The organism is Thermoflexus hugenholtzii JAD2, from assembly GCF_900187885.1.
In the GTDB taxonomy this organism is placed as follows: domain Bacteria; phylum Chloroflexota; class Anaerolineae; order Thermoflexales; family Thermoflexaceae; genus Thermoflexus; species Thermoflexus hugenholtzii.
This window is the reverse complement of record NZ_FYEK01000028.1, coordinates 161,460-176,872: the sequence shown is the minus strand read 5'-3', so window position 1 is coordinate 176,872 and position 15,413 is coordinate 161,460. Positions and strand designations below refer to the sequence as shown.

Sequence of the window (15,413 nt, the reverse complement as noted above, 5' to 3'; positions counted from 1 at the left end):
GGCTTCAGCCCGTCCCGCACGTCCGGCAGCGCCCGCGCCACAATCACACTCATCGCGTAGTCCAGATAGGCCGCTTTGAGCTGCTCCTCGATCTCCACCTGGATCACGTTGGACGTCGCCATGGATCCTCCCTCTCCTGCCGCGGAAATCCGCCATCCGCCTCCGGCGATCCCACCACCCTTCCTGCAGGAACCGGAGGGCGGAAACGAAACGGGGAGCCCGTTGAGGGATCCCGAAGGCGGTGTTCCTCATTCTACCGGGTTCCAAGGGGGGCCGCCAGCCTGGGAAGAGGCGCTCCACCGGCGGGGTCTTCTTTTTGACAGGGAATGTCCCGATTCATACAATCAGGATCTGTTGAGAGGGGATTGTAGCGCTCAAGCGATCCAATCGCTTTGCGATGGAGTGCCCGATGGCCTCTGAGGCGGTTGCTCGACGGGAGCATGTCGGCTTACGGCGAGAGGTCACCGTCTGGGGTTCCTTCACCTGGGGTTATGCCGATGTGGGGGCGGACGTCTACGTCGCCCTCGGCCTGGTGATGGCGGCGGCTCAAGGGGCCACTCCCCTGGCCTTCCTGATCGCCGGGGTCGTTTACGTCTTGGTCGGTCTGGCTTATACCGAAATGGCTGCCGCATATCCCTCGGCGGGGGGAGGTCAGTATTTCACCCTGCGCGGGCTGGGGGATTTCTGGGGCCTGGTGGCCGGGGCCGCCCTGATGCTCGATTACACGGTGGACGTGGCCCTCTTCGCCATGGCCTCGGCGGGCTACATCAACTTCTTCTTCCCGGCCTTCCGGGAGTTCCGGACCACGGTGGGGCCTTTCCACGATGTCAACCTGATCTGGCTGGCTGAGACGCTGGGTCTTATCCTGCTGCTGGCCCTGCTGAATGTGAAGGGCATTCGGGAGTCCTCCCTCTTTAACTCAGTGCTGGGGGCCATGGACCTGGTGTTGGAGGCCAGCATCATCGTGATCGGTTTCGCCTTCGCCTGGCAGCCGGAGCTCTTCCTCCATCAGTGGCGGACCCAGTTCCCCTCCACCGATCAGCTGCTTTATGCGATCTCCATCGCCGTGATCTCGTATGTGGGGCTGGAGTCGGTTTCCCAGGCGGCCCAGGAGACCATCCGGCCGGCGACGGTGATCCCCCGCACCTCCCTGGCCCTCATCGTTGTCGTCCTCCTCTTCGCCCTGGCCTTTCCCACGGTGTCCCTGGGCATCCTGCCCTGGCAGGAGATCGCCGCCCGGGAAGGGGATCCGGTGGCCCGCCTGGCCAGCCAGCTGCCTTTCGTTGGGTTCCTGGCCGGCCCCGTGGCGGCGGTTCTGGCGGCCACCATCGTCCTGATCTCTGCCAACACCGGGGTGATGGGGGCCAGCCGCCTGGCCTACAGCATGGCCGAGCTGGGCCTGATCGGCGAGGGGCTCTCTCAGATTCACCCTCGCTTCCGCACGCCGGTCCGCGCCATCTTGGTCTTTTCGGGCGTGGCCGCGGCAGAGGCGGTGTTTGCCTTCTTGAGCGGGCGCCGGGCGATGGAGACTATGGCTAACATGTATGCCTTCGGGGCGATGCTGGCTTACTTCATGAGCACTATCGCCCTGTTGGCCCTGCGGATCAAAGAGCCCCACGTCCCGCGTCCATATCGGGTTCCTCTGAACATCCGCTGGCGCGACGTGGAGATTCCCATTCCAGGCGTCCTAGGGGTGATCGGGACCGGGCTGATGGTGCTGATCGTGCTCTACACTCACGACATCGCCCGCATCTTTGGTCCGATGTGGGTGATCTTTTGGGTACTCTACTACGCGTGGTATCGCCGGCGCACCGGCAAGCCGGTGTGGGGGAGCCTCCCCCGCGATTGGGACGCTCAGCAGATGAAGATCCTGGAGGATACAGGGGAATATGAGCTGCTGGAACGGTTCCGCATCGAGCGGATGCGCCGGCAGCAGGAGCGGGGATGGGCATGACGGGCTTCCGGCTGGCAAGCGGGACGATCTTGATGATCCTGGGGGCGCTGATCATCGGACGCAGCCTGTGGGCCGTCCTCGAGCGAGGCATGGGGTGGAGCGCGCTGATGCTTCCCATCCTGGTGGGAGGGCTGATGATCGGGATGGGGGCCCAGCGCTGGCGGATCTGGTGGGCTAAGCGAAAAGGGCAGATTCTCTAAGCGGGATCTCGGAGGCATAGGTTCCGATGGGACATCCGTTGGGCGTCGCGCTGGCGCTGGCGTTCCTGGCGATCCTTTCGGCGACGCTGTTCTGGATGCTGCGGGTGCCCCGCCCGGTCCCGGCGGAGGTGGCCCGGGCGGTCTACTCGGTGGAGGCCGCCCGCTGCATCGTGGTCCCCATCGTGGAGGAGATCTATTCCGAGCGGGCGGTGGAGCTGGCCTGCCGGCTGGGGGAGCCCCAGCACGCCCGCCTGGTCCTGGTCCACGTCTTGGAGGTCCCCTACACGGTGCCCCTGGACACCCCTCTTCCGGAGCTGGAGGCGCGGGGCCAGCGGGCCCTGGAGACCGCTCGCTTCATTGCCTTGCAGCATGGGATGAGGCCGGAAATCTATCTGATCCGACATCGCTCCGCCCCCGAGGGGATCCTCAGCGTGGCCCGGCAGGTCGGGGCGGATCAGATCATCATGGGGGTCGGGCTGAAGCACCGGCCCTCCGGCGACGGCCTGGGACGGACGGTGCACGAGGTGATGCGCCGGGCGGCCTGCGAGGTGATCGTGGCCAAGGTGCCTCTGCGGGAATGAGGAGGGGAGACAAACTTCCGCTTCGGACCCACGAGGGAGGAGGCTCCCATGGACCAGACGACCCTGCGGCGGGTGAAGCTGGTGTATCCCCCGGCGTTGATCGATGAGCCGCTGCTCTACCGGCTCATCCAGCGGTTCGGCCTGCTGGTCAACATCCGTCGGGCCCATGTGGAGGCCACCGAGGCCTGGCTGGTGGTCGATCTGGAGGGCCCGCCCGATCGTGTGGAGGAGGGGCTGGCCTGGATCCAGAAGCAGGGGGTGCTGGTGGAGCCGGTGGAGCAGCTGTGATCAGGGCTATGGAGGGGCGGAAGCATCCGGAGGAGCGCGCGCCATGCGCATCGTGATCCTGGGCTGCGGTCGTCTGGGGGCGTATCTGGCCCGTCAGTTCGCGCGGGATGGCCATGCCGTGACGGTGATCGACCGGGAGCGGGAGGCCCTGGAGGCCCTGGGGCCGGACTTCCCGGGGGAGACGGTGGTCGGGATGGGCATCGACGCGGAGGTGCTGCGCCGAGCGGGGATCGAACAGGCTGACGTCTTCATCGCCGTCACCGGCTACGACAACACCAACATCATGGCCGCCGAGGTCGCCCGGGAGATCTTCGGCGTGCCCCGGGTGATCACCCGGCTGAACGATCCGCTGCGGGCGGAGATCTTCCAGGAGCTGGGGCTGAAGACCGTCTCCCCCACCACCCTGGCGGCGGAGGCCATCCGCAAGTGCCTGGAGGATTAGAGGATGTATCTCATCATCGTCGGCGGCGGCAAGGTCGGCTATTACCTGAGCAAGTCCCTGCTGGCGGAGGGACACGAGGTGCTTCTGATCGAGAAGAACCCCCGCCGCGCGGCCTTCCTGATCGACGAGCTGGGGACAGATCACGTCTGGGTGGGGGACGGCTGCGACTCCAGCACCTTCGCCCAGGTGGGGATGAACCGGGCCGACGCGGTGATCGCGGTGACGGGGGACGATGAGGACAACCTGGTGGTGTGTTTGCTCGCCAAGCGCAAGTTCAACGTCCCCCGGACCATCGCCCGCATCAACAACCCGCGCAACGCAGAGATCTTCGCCCGCCTGGGGATCGACGTGACGGTCTCCACCACGGAGATCATCCAGGCTCAGATCGAGCGGGCACTACCTCTGCGCTCCCTGGTGCACCTGCTGGCCCTGCGCCGCGGGGGCATCCAACTGGTGGAAGGGAAGGTCGCCCCCGGGGCGCCCGCCGATGGGCAGCCCATCCGGGAGCTGGGCATCCCGGCGGACGCCCTGGTGGTGATGGTGGTGCGCGGGGACCAGACCTTCATCCCCTCCGGGGACACCATCTTGCAGGCCGACGATGAGCTCCTCGCCGTGACCACTCCACAGAGCGAGCCGATCCTGCGGCGCCTGTTGCTGGGCACCTGAACCGCCCCACCGACTCCGTCCCTCCATATCCGCCGGACCGTCCCAGCCTGGGGCCGGACACCTGAACCCGGCCCCATTTGGCTTCACTCGGGACCCGCCGGAGGCTCCGGAGGCCCTCCGTGAAAAGTCGATCTATTGATCCAGAAATTCGGCCCGACAGGGACCTTTTCCTTGACAATTTCGACAATTCGCCGCATCATTATTAGGGTCCCTCGCATCAGGAACTGATGGCGGGGTGCGGTTCTCCTGAGGAGGCGGATCGATGCGTTTGGAGCCTTAGGAAGCGGGAGGAGCATCGGATGCCATTCGCACGCGATCGAGGCAAGGGATGGGCGCCCTACCCAGGGTTGGGAATCGGGGTGATGGTGGGCCTCCTGACCGGATGCGCCGCCCAGAGCCCCTCGATCCTGCACCCAGTCTCCCCCAAAGGACGCGCCGAGGCGGATCTGTTCGGCTTCATCTTGGCGATCACCGCCTTCGTCTTCGTCGTGGTGGAAGCCTTGTTGCTCTATGCCGTCATCCGCTTCCGGGCCCGGGATCCCCGGGCAATTCCACCTCAGATCCACGGGAACCGCGCCCTGGAGTTCTCCTGGACCACTGTGACCGCCCTGGGGCTGGCGGTGATCTTCGCCATGACCTGGCGGACGATGGCCGCGACCTCCACGCCGCCGGCCGACGCGCTGCCGGTGAAGGTCATCGGCCATCAATGGTGGTGGGAGTTTCAGTATCCGACCCTCGGGATCACCACTGCCAACGAGCTGGTGATCCCGGTCGGCCAGCCCCTTCGGGTCACCGTCACCTCCGCCGACGTCATCCACAGCTTCTGGGTCCCCCAGCTGGGCGGCAAGATGGACGCCATCCCCGGCCGGGAGAACGTCCTGTGGCTGCAGGCCGATGTGGAGGGGACCTACTACGGGCAGTGCGCCGAGCTGTGCGGCACTTCCCACGCCAACATGCGGTTGCGGGTACACGCAGTCTCCCGGGAGGCCTTCGACCGATGGGCCGAGGCCCAGCGGGCCCCGGCGGCCTCCCCGACAGAGCCCTTGGCGCAGCAAGGCTATCAAGTCTTTATGAGCAAGGCCTGCGTGGGATGCCATGTCATTGAGGGCACTCCGGCCCAGGGGAAGGTGGGGCCGAACCTCACCCACGTGGGCAGCCGGACGACGATCGCGGCGGGCCTTCTGGAGAACACCCCGGAGAACATGGCCCGCTGGCTCGATAATCCCCCGGCCATCAAGCCGGGCTCGTTGATGCCCCGCCTGGGCCTGACCCCGGAGGAGATCCAAGCCCTGGTGGCCTATCTCTCTTCCCTGAAGTGATGAAGGAGGCGGCGATGGCCAGCTCGACGGTCGCGCTCCCCCGCGTGTATGCCGAACGCGGGTTGCTCTCGTGGCTGACCACAGTCGACCACAAGCGCATCGGCATCCTCTACATACTGGGCGCCGGGTTCTTCGCCCTGATCGGCGGCCTGGAGGCGCTGCTCATCCGGACCCAGCTGGCGGTCCCGAACAACCGGGTGCTGGTAGGGGACGCTTACAACCAGGTTCTGACCATGCATGGAACCACCATGGTCTTCCTGGTGGTGATGCCGGTGCTGGCGGGGCTGGGGAACTACGTCGTCCCTCTGATGATCGGGGCCCGGGACATGGCCTACCCCCGCCTCAACGCCTTCGGCGTGTGGATGTTCCTGCTGGGCGGGATCTTTCTGAACCTGAGCTTCCTCCTGGGCGGGGCGCCGGACGCAGGTTGGTTCGGCTACGCGCCGCTGACGGCAAAGACGTTCTCGAGGGGGACCGGCATCGATTTCTGGATCCTGGGCCTGCAGCTCCTGGGGATCTCCTCCATCACCTCCTCCATCAACTTTGTCTCCACCATCCTGCTGCTACGGGCGCCTGGCCTCACCCTGAACCGCCTGCCGCTCTTCGCCTGGACGACGATGGTCACATCTTTCCTCATCCTCTTCGCCATGCCCAGCGTCTCGGCGGCGCTGTTCCTCCTGTTCCTGGATCGTCATCTGGGGACGCATTTCTTCAACCCGGCGGCGGGCGGAGATCCGTTGCTGTGGCAGCATCTCTTCTGGTTCTTCGGCCATCCGGAGGTCTACATCATGATCCTGCCGGCGATGGGGATCGTCTCAGAGGTGCTGCCGGTCTTCTCCCGCAAGCCCATCTTCGGTTACACGGCGGTGGCATACTCCAGCGTGGCCATCGGCTTCATCGGGTTCACCGTCTGGGCTCACCACATGTTCGCCGTGGGGCTGCCGGACGTGGTGAACGCCTTCTTCTCGGCCGCCAGCATGCTGGTGGCCGTGCCCACGGCCATCAAGGTCTTCAACTGGATCGCCACCATCTGGGGCGGGGCGGTGCGGTATCGCGTCCCCTTCCTCTTCGCCGCCGCCTTCGTCGCCCTCTTCGTCATCGGCGGGTTGAGCGGCCTGTTCCTGGCCTCGGTCCCGGTGGACTGGCAGGTGACGGACACCTACTTCGTGGTCGCCCACTTCCATTACACGCTCTTCGGCGGCTCCATGTTCGCCATCGTGGCCGGGATCTATTACTGGTTCCCCAAGATCACCGGCCGCTTCCTGGACGAACGGCTGGGTCGTTTGCATTTCGCCCTCCAGTTCATCGGCTTCAACCTTACGTTCTTCCCGATGCATTTCCTGGGGCTCGCTGGGATGCCCCGGCGGGTCTACACTTACGCAGCGGGCCTGGGCTGGGAGGGGCTGAACCTGCTGGCGACCGTCGGCGCCTTCCTCCTGGCCCTGAGCTTCGTGGTCTTCTTCGTTAACATCGCCCGCAGCCTGGTCGCCGGGGAGCGGGCCCCGGACGATCCGTGGGACGGTCACACCCTGGAGTGGCTGACCGCTTCGCCGCCGCCGCCCTATAACTTCGCCCGCATCCCGGCCGTTCACAGCCGCCGGCCGGCCTGGGACCACAAATACACCGGGAACCCCCATCCACGTCCGGTGGCGGAGGCCCCGACGGCGCAGGCCCCCGGTGGGGACGGGCCCGAAGGGGATTCGGAGGCGGAGCCCATCCATCTGCCTGCGCCGAGCCCATGGCCGCTGATCCTGGCGGCCGGGTTGACGGTCTTCGCCCTGGGGCTGGTGACCCACTGGATCTTCATCCCCATAGGGCTCCTTTTGTTCGCCCTGGGGCTGGCCCGCTGGGTCCAGCAGCCCCTGTTCCCAGAAGCAGAAGCGCACGGTGCTCATTCTTGAGGGCCTGAGCCTGGAGGTCGGCCCCAGGAGGCATCTTCCGGATCACGGCCGCGCACACCCCTGGGGTATCGGCCCGCAACAGCGGAGGAGTGAAAGATGGCCAGTCATCATCCGGCGGTCGGATCCGAGATCGCAGTCGACAGCCGTAAGCTGGGGGTCTGGATCTTCCTGGCCTCTGAGGTGATCTTCTTCGCCTCCCTCATCGTCTCCTACCTGGTGCTGCACAACCGGGTCACCCGCGGCCCCACCGCCCATGAGGCCCTCACCCTGACCATCCCCACCATCAACACCATGATCCTGCTCACCAGCAGCGTGACCATGGTGCTGGCCCTGGCCCATCTGCGGGATGGCAACCAGCGGGCCTCCATCGCCTGGCTGCTCACCACCGCCTGGCTGGGGATCTGCTTCCTGATCCTGAAGGCGGTGGAATACAACCATCATCTCCACGAGGGCCTCACCCCCAGCGTCAACGTCTTCGGCTCCGCCTACTACACGGTCACCGGCTTCCACGCCGCCCACGTGGCGGTGGGGGTGATCTGGATCCTGAGCGTGGCCCTGGGGCTGCGCCGCCGCCTCTCGCCTCAGAACGACGTCCCGGTAGAGACAGTGGGGCTTTACTGGCACTTCGTGGACCTGGTGTGGGTGGCGATTTTCATGGTGGTGTATCTCATGCGCTAAGGGAGGATCGGCCGTGGGTGGGACTTCCGTGAGCACCGATCGACAGGAAGGGACCTTGGGGGCCAAGGCCCATCGGCATCCGAACTATGTCCTGGTGGGGATCGTGTTGATCGTCCTCACGATCCTGGAAGTGAGCGTCATCGGCCTGCCGGTGCCCCAGCTGCCCTTCCTGCTGGGGTTCGCCATCGCCAAGGCGCTCCTTATTCTGATGTATTTCATGCACCTGAAGTTCGACTCCCGTCTTTATGCGGTGCTCTTCGCTTATCCCTGGCCGCTGGCTCTCCTGCTGGTGGGGATGCTGATCTGGGTGTATTTCGGGTTCCGGGCATAGGGGAGCAGATCACGGAGTGCTCCGAATGGAGACCTCTTCGGGGCCTGCGAAACATACCGGGGGGCGCCGTTGGGCGCCCCCCGGTTTTTCCCTGCGGAAGTGAGGGGCTCACTCCCCGCCGCCAGCCGGGGCCGGGCGCGCCGGAGCGGCCCGCCAGCGGTTGAAGGCCACCCATCCTTCATAGCCGATAAAGGCGGCGGCGATGAAGAGCAGAGCGGCCAGGATCAGCATCACGATGGAACCCAAGATCGCCACCGGCTGGTTGTTGGCGATAGAAGTCTGGAGGGCGAGGCGCTGGTTCCACAGGGTGACTAGGATGGCGGCCATGGTCGTGACATACATGAAGACCCCCGGCAGCCCCGCGTACCAGGCCGGCCGCCGCTCCGAGACCAGCCAGACCGTGACGATGAGCAGGGCCAGGCCGGCCATCAGCTGATTGGCGGCGCCGAACAGCTGCCAGAGATAGATCCAGGTCCCGGTGAGCACCAGGAGGGCCGCCAGGGCCATGGAGATCAGGCTGGCCACGTGCGGGTTCTTGAAGACCGGCTGGATCTCCCCCACCCACTCCCCCAGGGTGACCCGCATCAGTCGGAAGACCAGCTGGACCACGGTGATGACGATGACCACGAAGGCCGCAAAGCCCAGGGCAGTGCCGTAAGGCAGGAAGGCGGGGCCGAAGAGCTGGGAGAGCAGCGTGCCCACGCCGCTGGCGAAGGCAGCGGCCCCCGCACCCTTTCCCGCAATGGAAATGGCGATGAGGGAGAGCAGCCCCAGGGTGTTCTCACCGAAGAGCATGGCCCCGCCGCCCACCGGCAGGGCATCGGTCTCATACTCCAGCTGCCGGGCGGTGCCCACCGAGCCGAAGAGGGCGTGCCAGCCGGAGATCGCACCACAGGCGATGGTCACAAAGAGCATCGGCCACAAGGGTTGCAGATCCACCCGGTTGGGAGCCACGAAGCCGGTGAAGGCAGGGAGCTTGAACGACACTGCGCTGGGGTTCGTGAAGAATCCGACGATGCCGCCCAGATAAGAAAGCACAATCACGATTGCCGTGATCCAGAACCCCAGATAGTTGACCGGCTGAGCGAAACGCCAGATCGGAAGGTTAGCCCCGAGGTAACAGAAAACGAAGGTGAACAGCATCCAGAAGATGTAAGCGGGGGTCACACTGGCCGTGCCGCCCTTGAACTGCTGGGCCGTCGGATCGAAGTATTGATAAAGCGCCTGCTTGCCGATGGCGGCGTTCAGGCCATCAAACAACTGGCCGACCGGCCCTTGGATGGTCTTCACCTGATTCCCCTCCTGGACCTGCTGCAGCCCGACCGGGCCGACCCCAATGGCCACCAGAGTGATAATCAAAGTGATCGCGGTGACCACCACCAGATCCATCTTCCAGCGATAAAGCATCTGACCCATCAACAGCCCCATCAGGGCCAGAGCGATGATGCCCAGAGGAACCGTTGGGTTCAAGAGAACGCTGGCGATCAAGTTCACGAAGGCCCCAGCGATCAGCAGCAGGTAGAAGAAGATGAACACGAAGAGGAGGGTGCGGGTGCGAGGGCTGATCAGGCGGTAGGCGACAGCGCTCAGGGAGTTGCCGTCGTTGCGCACGGAGAGCATGATGGCGCTGTAGTCGCTGGCCCACCCGATGAAGGACACCCCGAGGATCAGCCAGAGGAGAGCAGGGAGCCAGCCCCACAGCCCGGCCGCCGTGATCGGCCCCACGATGGGGCCCGCCGCGGCGATGGACTTGAAGTGATAGCCGATGAGGACGTTGCGGCTGGTGGGGACGAAGTCCACGCCATCCATATACATGCGGGCCGGGGTCGCCCGCTTCGGGTCGGACTGGATGATCTCCCGGTCGACCCGCTTGGCGTAGAGGTTCCAGATGAGCAGCTGGACCAGGATGCCAATGATAATAACCCAGAAGGCGCTCATGGCTTTCCCTCCGGATTGGGATCTGAATGAGAAGCCCCCCACAAATCCTGGCACGCGCCGGAAGGCGCGGCGTCCCGCAAGCGCCTCGGTTCGGCTTCAGCCGCTTTTCCCCATTGCACCTCCTTCCGCAGGATCGGGAACGCGTCGCCCGCTTTGAAAAACAGCAGGCGACAGCCGGGGTTCAGGCTGTCGCCTGCGGGGCGCTCAGATGCCGGGCGATGGCCGCCTCCGCCCCCGCGAGGTCCCCGTCCGCAAACACCTGGCCCTCCACGATCACGGCCGGGTAGCGGCGGGCGCCGTAACGCAGAGACTTCCACCACCCCTCCAGGGAGACAGCATCGATCACCTTCACCGTGATCTGATCGCAGTAGGTCGCCATCAGCCGGGCGATCCACGCTGCCAGATCGCGGTAGGCTTGCTGGAGGTCCTCGGGGAGGCCGGAGGCCAGCTGCTCCGCATGCAGAACCGGACCCACGCCGGCCTGCTGCCAGACCAGCTCGCAGTGGAGACAGTGGTAAAACGCCGTGGGCGCGTAGGCGATCACTTCCACCCGCAGGGGCCGCCGCATCCAGGCCCTCCCATCCGGACTGTCCCGCTTCAGGCTCCTGCGCCCACTGAAACAATGATCGCTCATATTGTAATCGGGGGAAACCTTCATGTCAAGAACCGCAGCGCCCATCTTTTGGCGCAATTTGTTCTATATATCACAATATTGTTGTGTATGGAACAGAGTGAGGATGCCGTTGGGGATGGCAGGGGTTGGGATGAATTTCAGCCTGCAGCCGGCCACAAGGGCTTCCGATCTGATCCTCCGTCTCTCGATCTCGCGAGGCCCAGGTCGCGGCGAAAGCCACGGGTCGCGGCTCCTATGGATGCTGAAATGAATTTCGGCTCACGTGGGGGGCTTCTACCCTGAACCCCTGTCTTCGATCCCACGGCAGGTCACGGCGAAAGCCGCTCTGACGCGGGGATGGAATCGGCGGGATTCGCTCCTTTTGGGAGGCTGGACCCGCTGAGAGGGAACGGCCCCCCTTGCCCGGGCGAGGATGGGTTCCGAACTTGCTGGCCTTCCGGAGTGCGGCGATCCTTAAGGGGTGCGCGTGTGGATCCTGAGCGGATGGGGGGAACAGGGATGCAGGAGCCCTCTAAGGCGGCGAAACCCGGCGATCTGGCCCTGCTCCTGGACGCCCGGGGGAAGCCGTTCCTGGTCCGGCTGGAGCCGGGCGGACGCCTGCACACCCATCGAGGGGTGGTGGCTCATGAGGATTGCATCGGCCGGCCCTGGGGGAGCGTGGTGCGTTCCCACCGGGGGGAGCCCTTCTACCTGCTGGAGCCCTCCACAGAGGAGCTGATCCGTTACCTTCCCCGACAGACCCAGATCCTCTACCCCAAGGACATCGGCTACATCCTGCTGAAGCTGGCGGTCCGCCCCGGCCGCCTGATCCTGGAGGCGGGCACCGGGAGCGGAGGGCTGACCCTGGCCCTGGCCCAGGCGGTCTGGCCCCTGGGGCGGGTGATCACCTATGAGGTGCGTCCCGAGATGCAGGCCCTGGCCCGCCGCAACCTGGAGCGGGTGGGCTTGGCGGAGATGGTCACCTGGCGCCTGCGGGACATCGCGGAGGGCTTCGAGGAGACGGAGGCCGATGCCCTGTTCCTGGATCTGCCGGAGCCGTGGGCGTATCTCCCCCAGGCGGCGGCCGCTTTGCGGAGCGGCGGCTTCTTCGGCGCGATCCTCCCCACCGCCAACCAGGTCATCCGCCTCCTGGAGGCCCTCCCGGCGCACGGCTTCGGCTTCATCGAGACGGTGGAGGTCCTCCTGCGCCCCTATCACGCCGTGGGCTGGCGTTTCCGTCCGGCCGACCGCATGGTCGCCCACACCGGATTTCTGATCTTCGCCCGCCGCCTCCTGGAGCCCCTGGCTACGGAGGAGGGCACGCTTCCCTCCGCTCTCGAAGAGGAGGAGAAGGAAGAACCGCACGAAGCCTTTCAAGGGCCGGTGTAGACCACGCGATAGACCCGCCCTCCGTGATCATCGGAGATATACATGGCCCCGTCCGGCCCGAAAAGGACGTCTACCGGGCGCCCCCATGTGGCCGGGTCTCCACACATTTTCCCGGGCGCCCGCCATCCGTTCGCGAACTCCTCGCTGCGGATGGGCTGGCCGTTCTCCACCACGATCCGCTGCACCTTGCAGTCCCGGGCGCTGGCGAGCGTGGTGTTCCATGACCCGTGATAGGCGATGAAGAGATCATCCCGATACTCAAGGGGGAACGCGGACGAGCTGCCAGGCTCCATCCCCAGAGGAGCGCTGTGAGCGAGATCGGTGAACAGCGCAGGAACTGCCTGCTCGCAGGTGAACCCCAGGGGAAGCGGCATGCGGGGATCCTGGACCTCCATACGGGATGCGGGGGGGAGGTTCGGGCCCAGCCCGGGAGTGTAGCAATACGGCCAGCCGTGATGACGAGCCGGGAGGACGGCGATGATCACCTCTTCAGGGGGCAAATCGTCTCCCAGGCCGTCGCTTCCGTTATGATCCGCCCACAGCTGTCCTCCCGGCGTCCACATGAAGTCCACGCTGTTGCGGAGCCCCCAGGCCCAGAGGGGGCGGCGTCGGGGATCCGGATCAGCCGCCAGCGGGTTGTCCGCCGGGATCGTCCCATCCGGGTTAAAGCGAAGGATCGCGGCGCGTCGAGGATCATCTTCCTCGCAGATGTTACAGGAGGATCCAGCGCTCACATATAGCTTCCCATCCGGGCCGAAATGGAGGGTCCGGCTGACATGCCCACGGGCAGGCGGGATGTTGTCGGTCACCAGCTCCCGGATTTCCAGACGCCCATCGCCATCCCCATCCCGCAACCGCTCGATCCGATCCCCTTCCGCTACGTAGAGCCATTCGCCCAACCACTCGATGCCATGGGGCAGAGCGAGCCCCTCGGCCACCACCTCCACCCGGTCCGCCCGACCATCCCCATTGCGGTCCGGCAGGCGCACGATTTGCCCGGCACTCATCAGGGTAAGGTAAAGGGCTCCGTCCGGTCCGAAAGCCATCATGCGGGCCTTTCCGTTCAGCCCTTCGGCGAAGATACGGATCGCAAAGCCAGGGGGCACCCGGATGCGCCGGCTCGCCTCATCGGGCGGAGGAAGAATCCCTCGGGTCACCAGAGGGAGAAACAGGGTGGTGGAGGGCGAGGCTGTTGTGGAGGCGGAAACCTCCGGAGCAGATGGCGTTTTCATCGTCGCAGGGAAGGCTGTCGCGCCCGACAGACTTGTCCCGCAGGCGCTCAGCAGGCCGATCAGCAGCAAGGCAAGGAGGTAGGTCGAACGACCAGCAGAATGGGCCGGCATACAGGTCCCTCCGGTTTCCGGGAACGGGGCAAGCACAGCCCCCGCGATTCCCTCGGTGAGATCAGGCCTTTTCAAAGCGTTCCTTCGTTTCCCTCGCGCCCCAACGCTGCTCCCTGGAGACTTGCGGGGATAGGGAGCGAAGCCCGGGCGGTTCGTTGGGCTCATATTATCATGAGCTTGCGCGCCTCGCTCTTCTTAGAATCAACGAATCAACCGGGGCCTGTGGCTCGGGTTCCCGAATCCTGAACGAGGTGGATGGTGGTGAACGATGTCAGGCTTCTGAATCCGGGGGAGAAAGGAGCGCTCTGGGTGCTCTCTCCTCATCTGGATGATGCGGTCCTCTCCTGTGGGGGAACCCTCTACCGGAGGGCCCGGGCCGGCATCCCGGTGAAGGTGATCACGGTCTTCGCCGGGGATCCCCGGGATCCTCTCCCTTCTTTCGCTCAGGCGTTGCACACCCTGTGGGGCGGCGGGGAACAGGCCATGGCCATGCGGCGCGCGGAGGATCGGGAGGCGCTGGACATGCTCGGCGCCCAGGCCATTCACTGGGACCTCCCGGATGTCATTTATCGCCGGGACGCCCGAGGTCAGCCCCTCTGTCAGGGCCGGGAGGACCTTTTCCGCCCCATCCATCCCGATGAGGCGCCGTGGATCGAACGGATCCGGGAAGCCCTGGACGCTCTCCCCTGGGGGGAGGGGGACCTTCTCCTGGCACCCCTCGCCCTGGGTGGGCATGTGGATCACCGTCTGGTCCGAGCCGCTGTGGAAGGCCTTTCCCGGACTGGAATCCGGCTGGGGTTCTATGAGGATTTCCCCTACGCGGAGACCGAGCCCTTCGCCGGCCTTCCCGGGTGGCAGCCATGCCGGGTGGCGCTGGGCGAGGAGGACCTCCGGATGAAAGCGGCGGCGATCCGCGCTTATCGTTCCCAGTGGCCCATCTTTTTCCTCAATGAGGAAGAAATCCTGGAGCGCATCCGAGCCTATGCCCTTCGGGTCGGCGAGGGGACCCCGGCGGAGCGGTTCTGGTTCCCGCCCACGTGAGACGGTGAGGGCTTGCGCCCGATCACCAGGGCCACCGTCCCCAGCATGAACGTGCGGGTGGCCTCCACGATCAGGCCGGCCTGGCGCATCGCCTCCGCCAGCTCCTCCAGACGGAGGAAGCCCGCCACGGACTGGGGCAGGTAAGTGTAGGCGGCGCGGTCTCCCGCCACCAGCGCCCCCAGCAACGGGACCAGGCGGTGGAAGTAGAACCGGTAAAGCGGGGCCCACCAGCGCTCCGGCGGCCGGACGGCCTCCAGGCAGACGACCCGCCCGCCCGGGCGGACGACGCGGGCCTGCTCCCGGAAGGCGAGGTGGAGGTCGGCCACGTTGCGCATCACGAAGCCGGAGACCGCCGCATCGAAGCAGTCATCCGGGAAGGGAAGGCGCAGCGCATCCCCGCCCACCCAGTGGATCCGCTGGCGCCCCGGTCGGGTCCGTCCCTGGCGCATCATCGGGAGGGTGAAATCGCAGCCCACCGCCAGCGCCTCCGGATGCTGCCGCAACACCTCGGCGGCCAGATCACCGGTCCCGGTCCCCACATCCAGCACCCGGGCATGGTCCGACAGCGCGCAGGCCCGGATGGCTTCGCGGCGCCAGCGCAGATCCAGGCCGCCGGTCATCAGTCGGTTCATCAGGTCATAGCGATGGGCAATGCGGGCGAACATCGCCCGGACCTGCTGGGGTCGATCCGCGGTCATCCAATCGCCTCCTCAGGTTCATGATAAGCTG

Annotated in this window: 16 protein-coding genes; 12 read left to right on the top strand and 4 right to left on the bottom strand. The window is 65.8% G+C overall.

Annotation, left to right across the window (positions count from 1 at the left end):
• Positions 1 to 409: 409 nt before the first annotated feature.
• From CFB18_RS08690 to CFB18_RS08645, 10 genes are all read left to right on the top strand, one after another.
• A complete protein-coding gene (locus CFB18_RS08690; RefSeq protein WP_088571415.1) occupies positions 410 to 1,954 on the top strand; it encodes an APC family permease in 1,545 nt (514 codons plus the stop codon).
• A complete protein-coding gene (locus CFB18_RS08685) occupies positions 1,945 to 2,154 on the top strand; it encodes a hypothetical protein (protein WP_088571414.1) in 210 nt (69 codons plus the stop codon). Before CFB18_RS08690 ends, CFB18_RS08685 begins: the two co-directional genes overlap by 10 nt.
• A 26-nt stretch (positions 2,155 to 2,180) precedes the next feature.
• Entirely contained in the window at positions 2,181 to 2,735 is a 555-nt protein-coding gene (locus CFB18_RS08680; protein WP_088571413.1) for a universal stress protein, read from the top strand.
• Positions 2,736 to 2,783: 48 nt separating this feature from the next.
• Entirely contained in the window at positions 2,784 to 3,023 is a 240-nt protein-coding gene (locus tag CFB18_RS08675; RefSeq protein WP_088571412.1) for an NIL domain-containing protein, read from the top strand.
• Positions 3,024 to 3,066: 43 nt separating this feature from the next.
• The gene (locus CFB18_RS08670) at positions 3,067 to 3,465 is read left to right on the top strand and encodes a potassium channel family protein (protein ID WP_088571411.1); all 399 of its coding nucleotides are present in this window, start codon (positions 3,067 to 3,069) and stop codon (positions 3,463 to 3,465) included.
• A 3-nt stretch (positions 3,466 to 3,468) separates the two neighbouring features.
• Positions 3,469 to 4,131 (top strand): potassium channel family protein, encoded by a 663-nt coding sequence (locus CFB18_RS08665; protein ID WP_088571410.1) that lies wholly within the window; start codon positions 3,469 to 3,471, stop codon positions 4,129 to 4,131.
• 299 nt (positions 4,132 to 4,430) lie between these two features.
• Positions 4,431 to 5,450 carry a cytochrome c oxidase subunit II gene (gene coxB / locus CFB18_RS08660; RefSeq protein WP_159461660.1) on the top strand — a complete coding sequence of 340 codons (1,020 nt, stop codon included), beginning with the start codon at positions 4,431 to 4,433 and terminating at the stop codon, positions 5,448 to 5,450.
• Between the two features lie 14 nt (positions 5,451 to 5,464).
• A complete protein-coding gene (gene ctaD / locus CFB18_RS08655) occupies positions 5,465 to 7,351 on the top strand; it encodes a cytochrome c oxidase subunit I (protein WP_088571408.1) in 1,887 nt (628 codons plus the stop codon).
• A gap of 96 nt (positions 7,352 to 7,447) precedes the next feature.
• Positions 7,448 to 8,029, top strand: a complete 582-nt coding sequence (locus CFB18_RS08650) for a cytochrome c oxidase subunit 3 (protein ID WP_088571407.1) — start codon at positions 7,448 to 7,450, stop codon at positions 8,027 to 8,029.
• 13 nt (positions 8,030 to 8,042) lie between these two features.
• Positions 8,043 to 8,360: a cytochrome C oxidase subunit IV family protein gene (locus CFB18_RS08645; protein ID WP_159461659.1), complete on the top strand. Its 318-nt coding sequence runs from the start codon at positions 8,043 to 8,045 to the stop codon at positions 8,358 to 8,360.
• A gap of 108 nt (positions 8,361 to 8,468) precedes the next feature.
• Here CFB18_RS08645 and CFB18_RS08640 read toward each other — a convergent pair whose 3' ends face one another.
• Positions 8,469 to 10,298: a carbon starvation CstA family protein gene (locus CFB18_RS08640; protein WP_088571405.1), complete on the bottom strand. Its 1,830-nt coding sequence runs from the start codon at positions 10,296 to 10,298 to the stop codon at positions 8,469 to 8,471.
• A 181-nt stretch (positions 10,299 to 10,479) separates the two neighbouring features.
• Entirely contained in the window at positions 10,480 to 10,866 is a 387-nt protein-coding gene (locus CFB18_RS15310; RefSeq protein ID WP_088571404.1) for a hypothetical protein, read from the bottom strand.
• A gap of 564 nt (positions 10,867 to 11,430) precedes the next feature.
• Between CFB18_RS15310 and CFB18_RS08630 the strand changes: the two genes are divergently transcribed.
• Complete coding sequence (locus CFB18_RS08630; protein WP_159461658.1) at positions 11,431 to 12,300, top strand: tRNA (adenine-N1)-methyltransferase; 870 nt, start codon at positions 11,431 to 11,433, stop codon at positions 12,298 to 12,300.
• Here CFB18_RS08630 and CFB18_RS08625 read toward each other — a convergent pair.
• Complete coding sequence (locus CFB18_RS08625) at positions 12,285 to 13,643, bottom strand: PQQ-dependent sugar dehydrogenase (protein WP_200808140.1); 1,359 nt, start codon at positions 13,641 to 13,643, stop codon at positions 12,285 to 12,287. The genes CFB18_RS08630 and CFB18_RS08625 overlap by 16 nt on opposite strands.
• Positions 13,644 to 13,904: 261 nt before the next feature.
• On the opposite strand from CFB18_RS08625, the gene CFB18_RS08620 reads away from it, so the two are divergent.
• Positions 13,905 to 14,684, top strand: coding sequence for a PIG-L deacetylase family protein (locus CFB18_RS08620; RefSeq protein WP_159461657.1), 780 nt, complete (start codon positions 13,905 to 13,907; stop codon positions 14,682 to 14,684).
• Here CFB18_RS08620 and CFB18_RS08615 read toward each other — a convergent pair.
• The gene (locus CFB18_RS08615) at positions 14,624 to 15,382 is read right to left on the bottom strand and encodes a ubiquinone/menaquinone biosynthesis methyltransferase (protein ID WP_088571401.1); all 759 of its coding nucleotides are present in this window, start codon (positions 15,380 to 15,382) and stop codon (positions 14,624 to 14,626) included. The genes CFB18_RS08620 and CFB18_RS08615 overlap by 61 nt on opposite strands.
• Between the last annotated feature and the right edge of the window lie 31 nt (positions 15,383 to 15,413).

Bases quoted from the DNA above. Each gene is read 5' to 3' on its own strand.
- CFB18_RS08690 (WP_088571415.1), top strand. From the start codon at position 410: ATGGCCTCTGAGGCGGTTGCTCGACGGGAGCATGTCGGCTTACGGCGA.
- CFB18_RS08685 (WP_088571414.1), top strand. From the start codon at position 1,945: ATGGGCATGACGGGCTTCCGGCTGGCAAGCGGGACGATCTTGATGATC.
- CFB18_RS08680 (WP_088571413.1), top strand. From the start codon at position 2,181: ATGGGACATCCGTTGGGCGTCGCGCTGGCGCTGGCGTTCCTGGCGATC.
- CFB18_RS08675 (WP_088571412.1), top strand. From the start codon at position 2,784: ATGGACCAGACGACCCTGCGGCGGGTGAAGCTGGTGTATCCCCCGGCG.
- CFB18_RS08670 (WP_088571411.1), top strand. From the start codon at position 3,067: ATGCGCATCGTGATCCTGGGCTGCGGTCGTCTGGGGGCGTATCTGGCC.
- CFB18_RS08665 (WP_088571410.1), top strand. From the start codon at position 3,469: ATGTATCTCATCATCGTCGGCGGCGGCAAGGTCGGCTATTACCTGAGC.
- coxB (WP_159461660.1), top strand. From the start codon at position 4,431: ATGCCATTCGCACGCGATCGAGGCAAGGGATGGGCGCCCTACCCAGGG.
- ctaD (WP_088571408.1), top strand. From the start codon at position 5,465: ATGGCCAGCTCGACGGTCGCGCTCCCCCGCGTGTATGCCGAACGCGGG.
- CFB18_RS08650 (WP_088571407.1), top strand. From the start codon at position 7,448: ATGGCCAGTCATCATCCGGCGGTCGGATCCGAGATCGCAGTCGACAGC.
- CFB18_RS08640 (WP_088571405.1), bottom strand. From the start codon at position 10,298: ATGAGCGCCTTCTGGGTTATTATCATTGGCATCCTGGTCCAGCTGCTC.
- CFB18_RS15310 (WP_088571404.1), bottom strand. From the start codon at position 10,866: ATGCGGCGGCCCCTGCGGGTGGAAGTGATCGCCTACGCGCCCACGGCG.
- CFB18_RS08630 (WP_159461658.1), top strand. From the start codon at position 11,431: ATGCAGGAGCCCTCTAAGGCGGCGAAACCCGGCGATCTGGCCCTGCTC.
- CFB18_RS08625 (WP_200808140.1), bottom strand. From the start codon at position 13,643: ATGCCGGCCCATTCTGCTGGTCGTTCGACCTACCTCCTTGCCTTGCTG.
- CFB18_RS08615 (WP_088571401.1), bottom strand. From the start codon at position 15,382: ATGACCGCGGATCGACCCCAGCAGGTCCGGGCGATGTTCGCCCGCATT.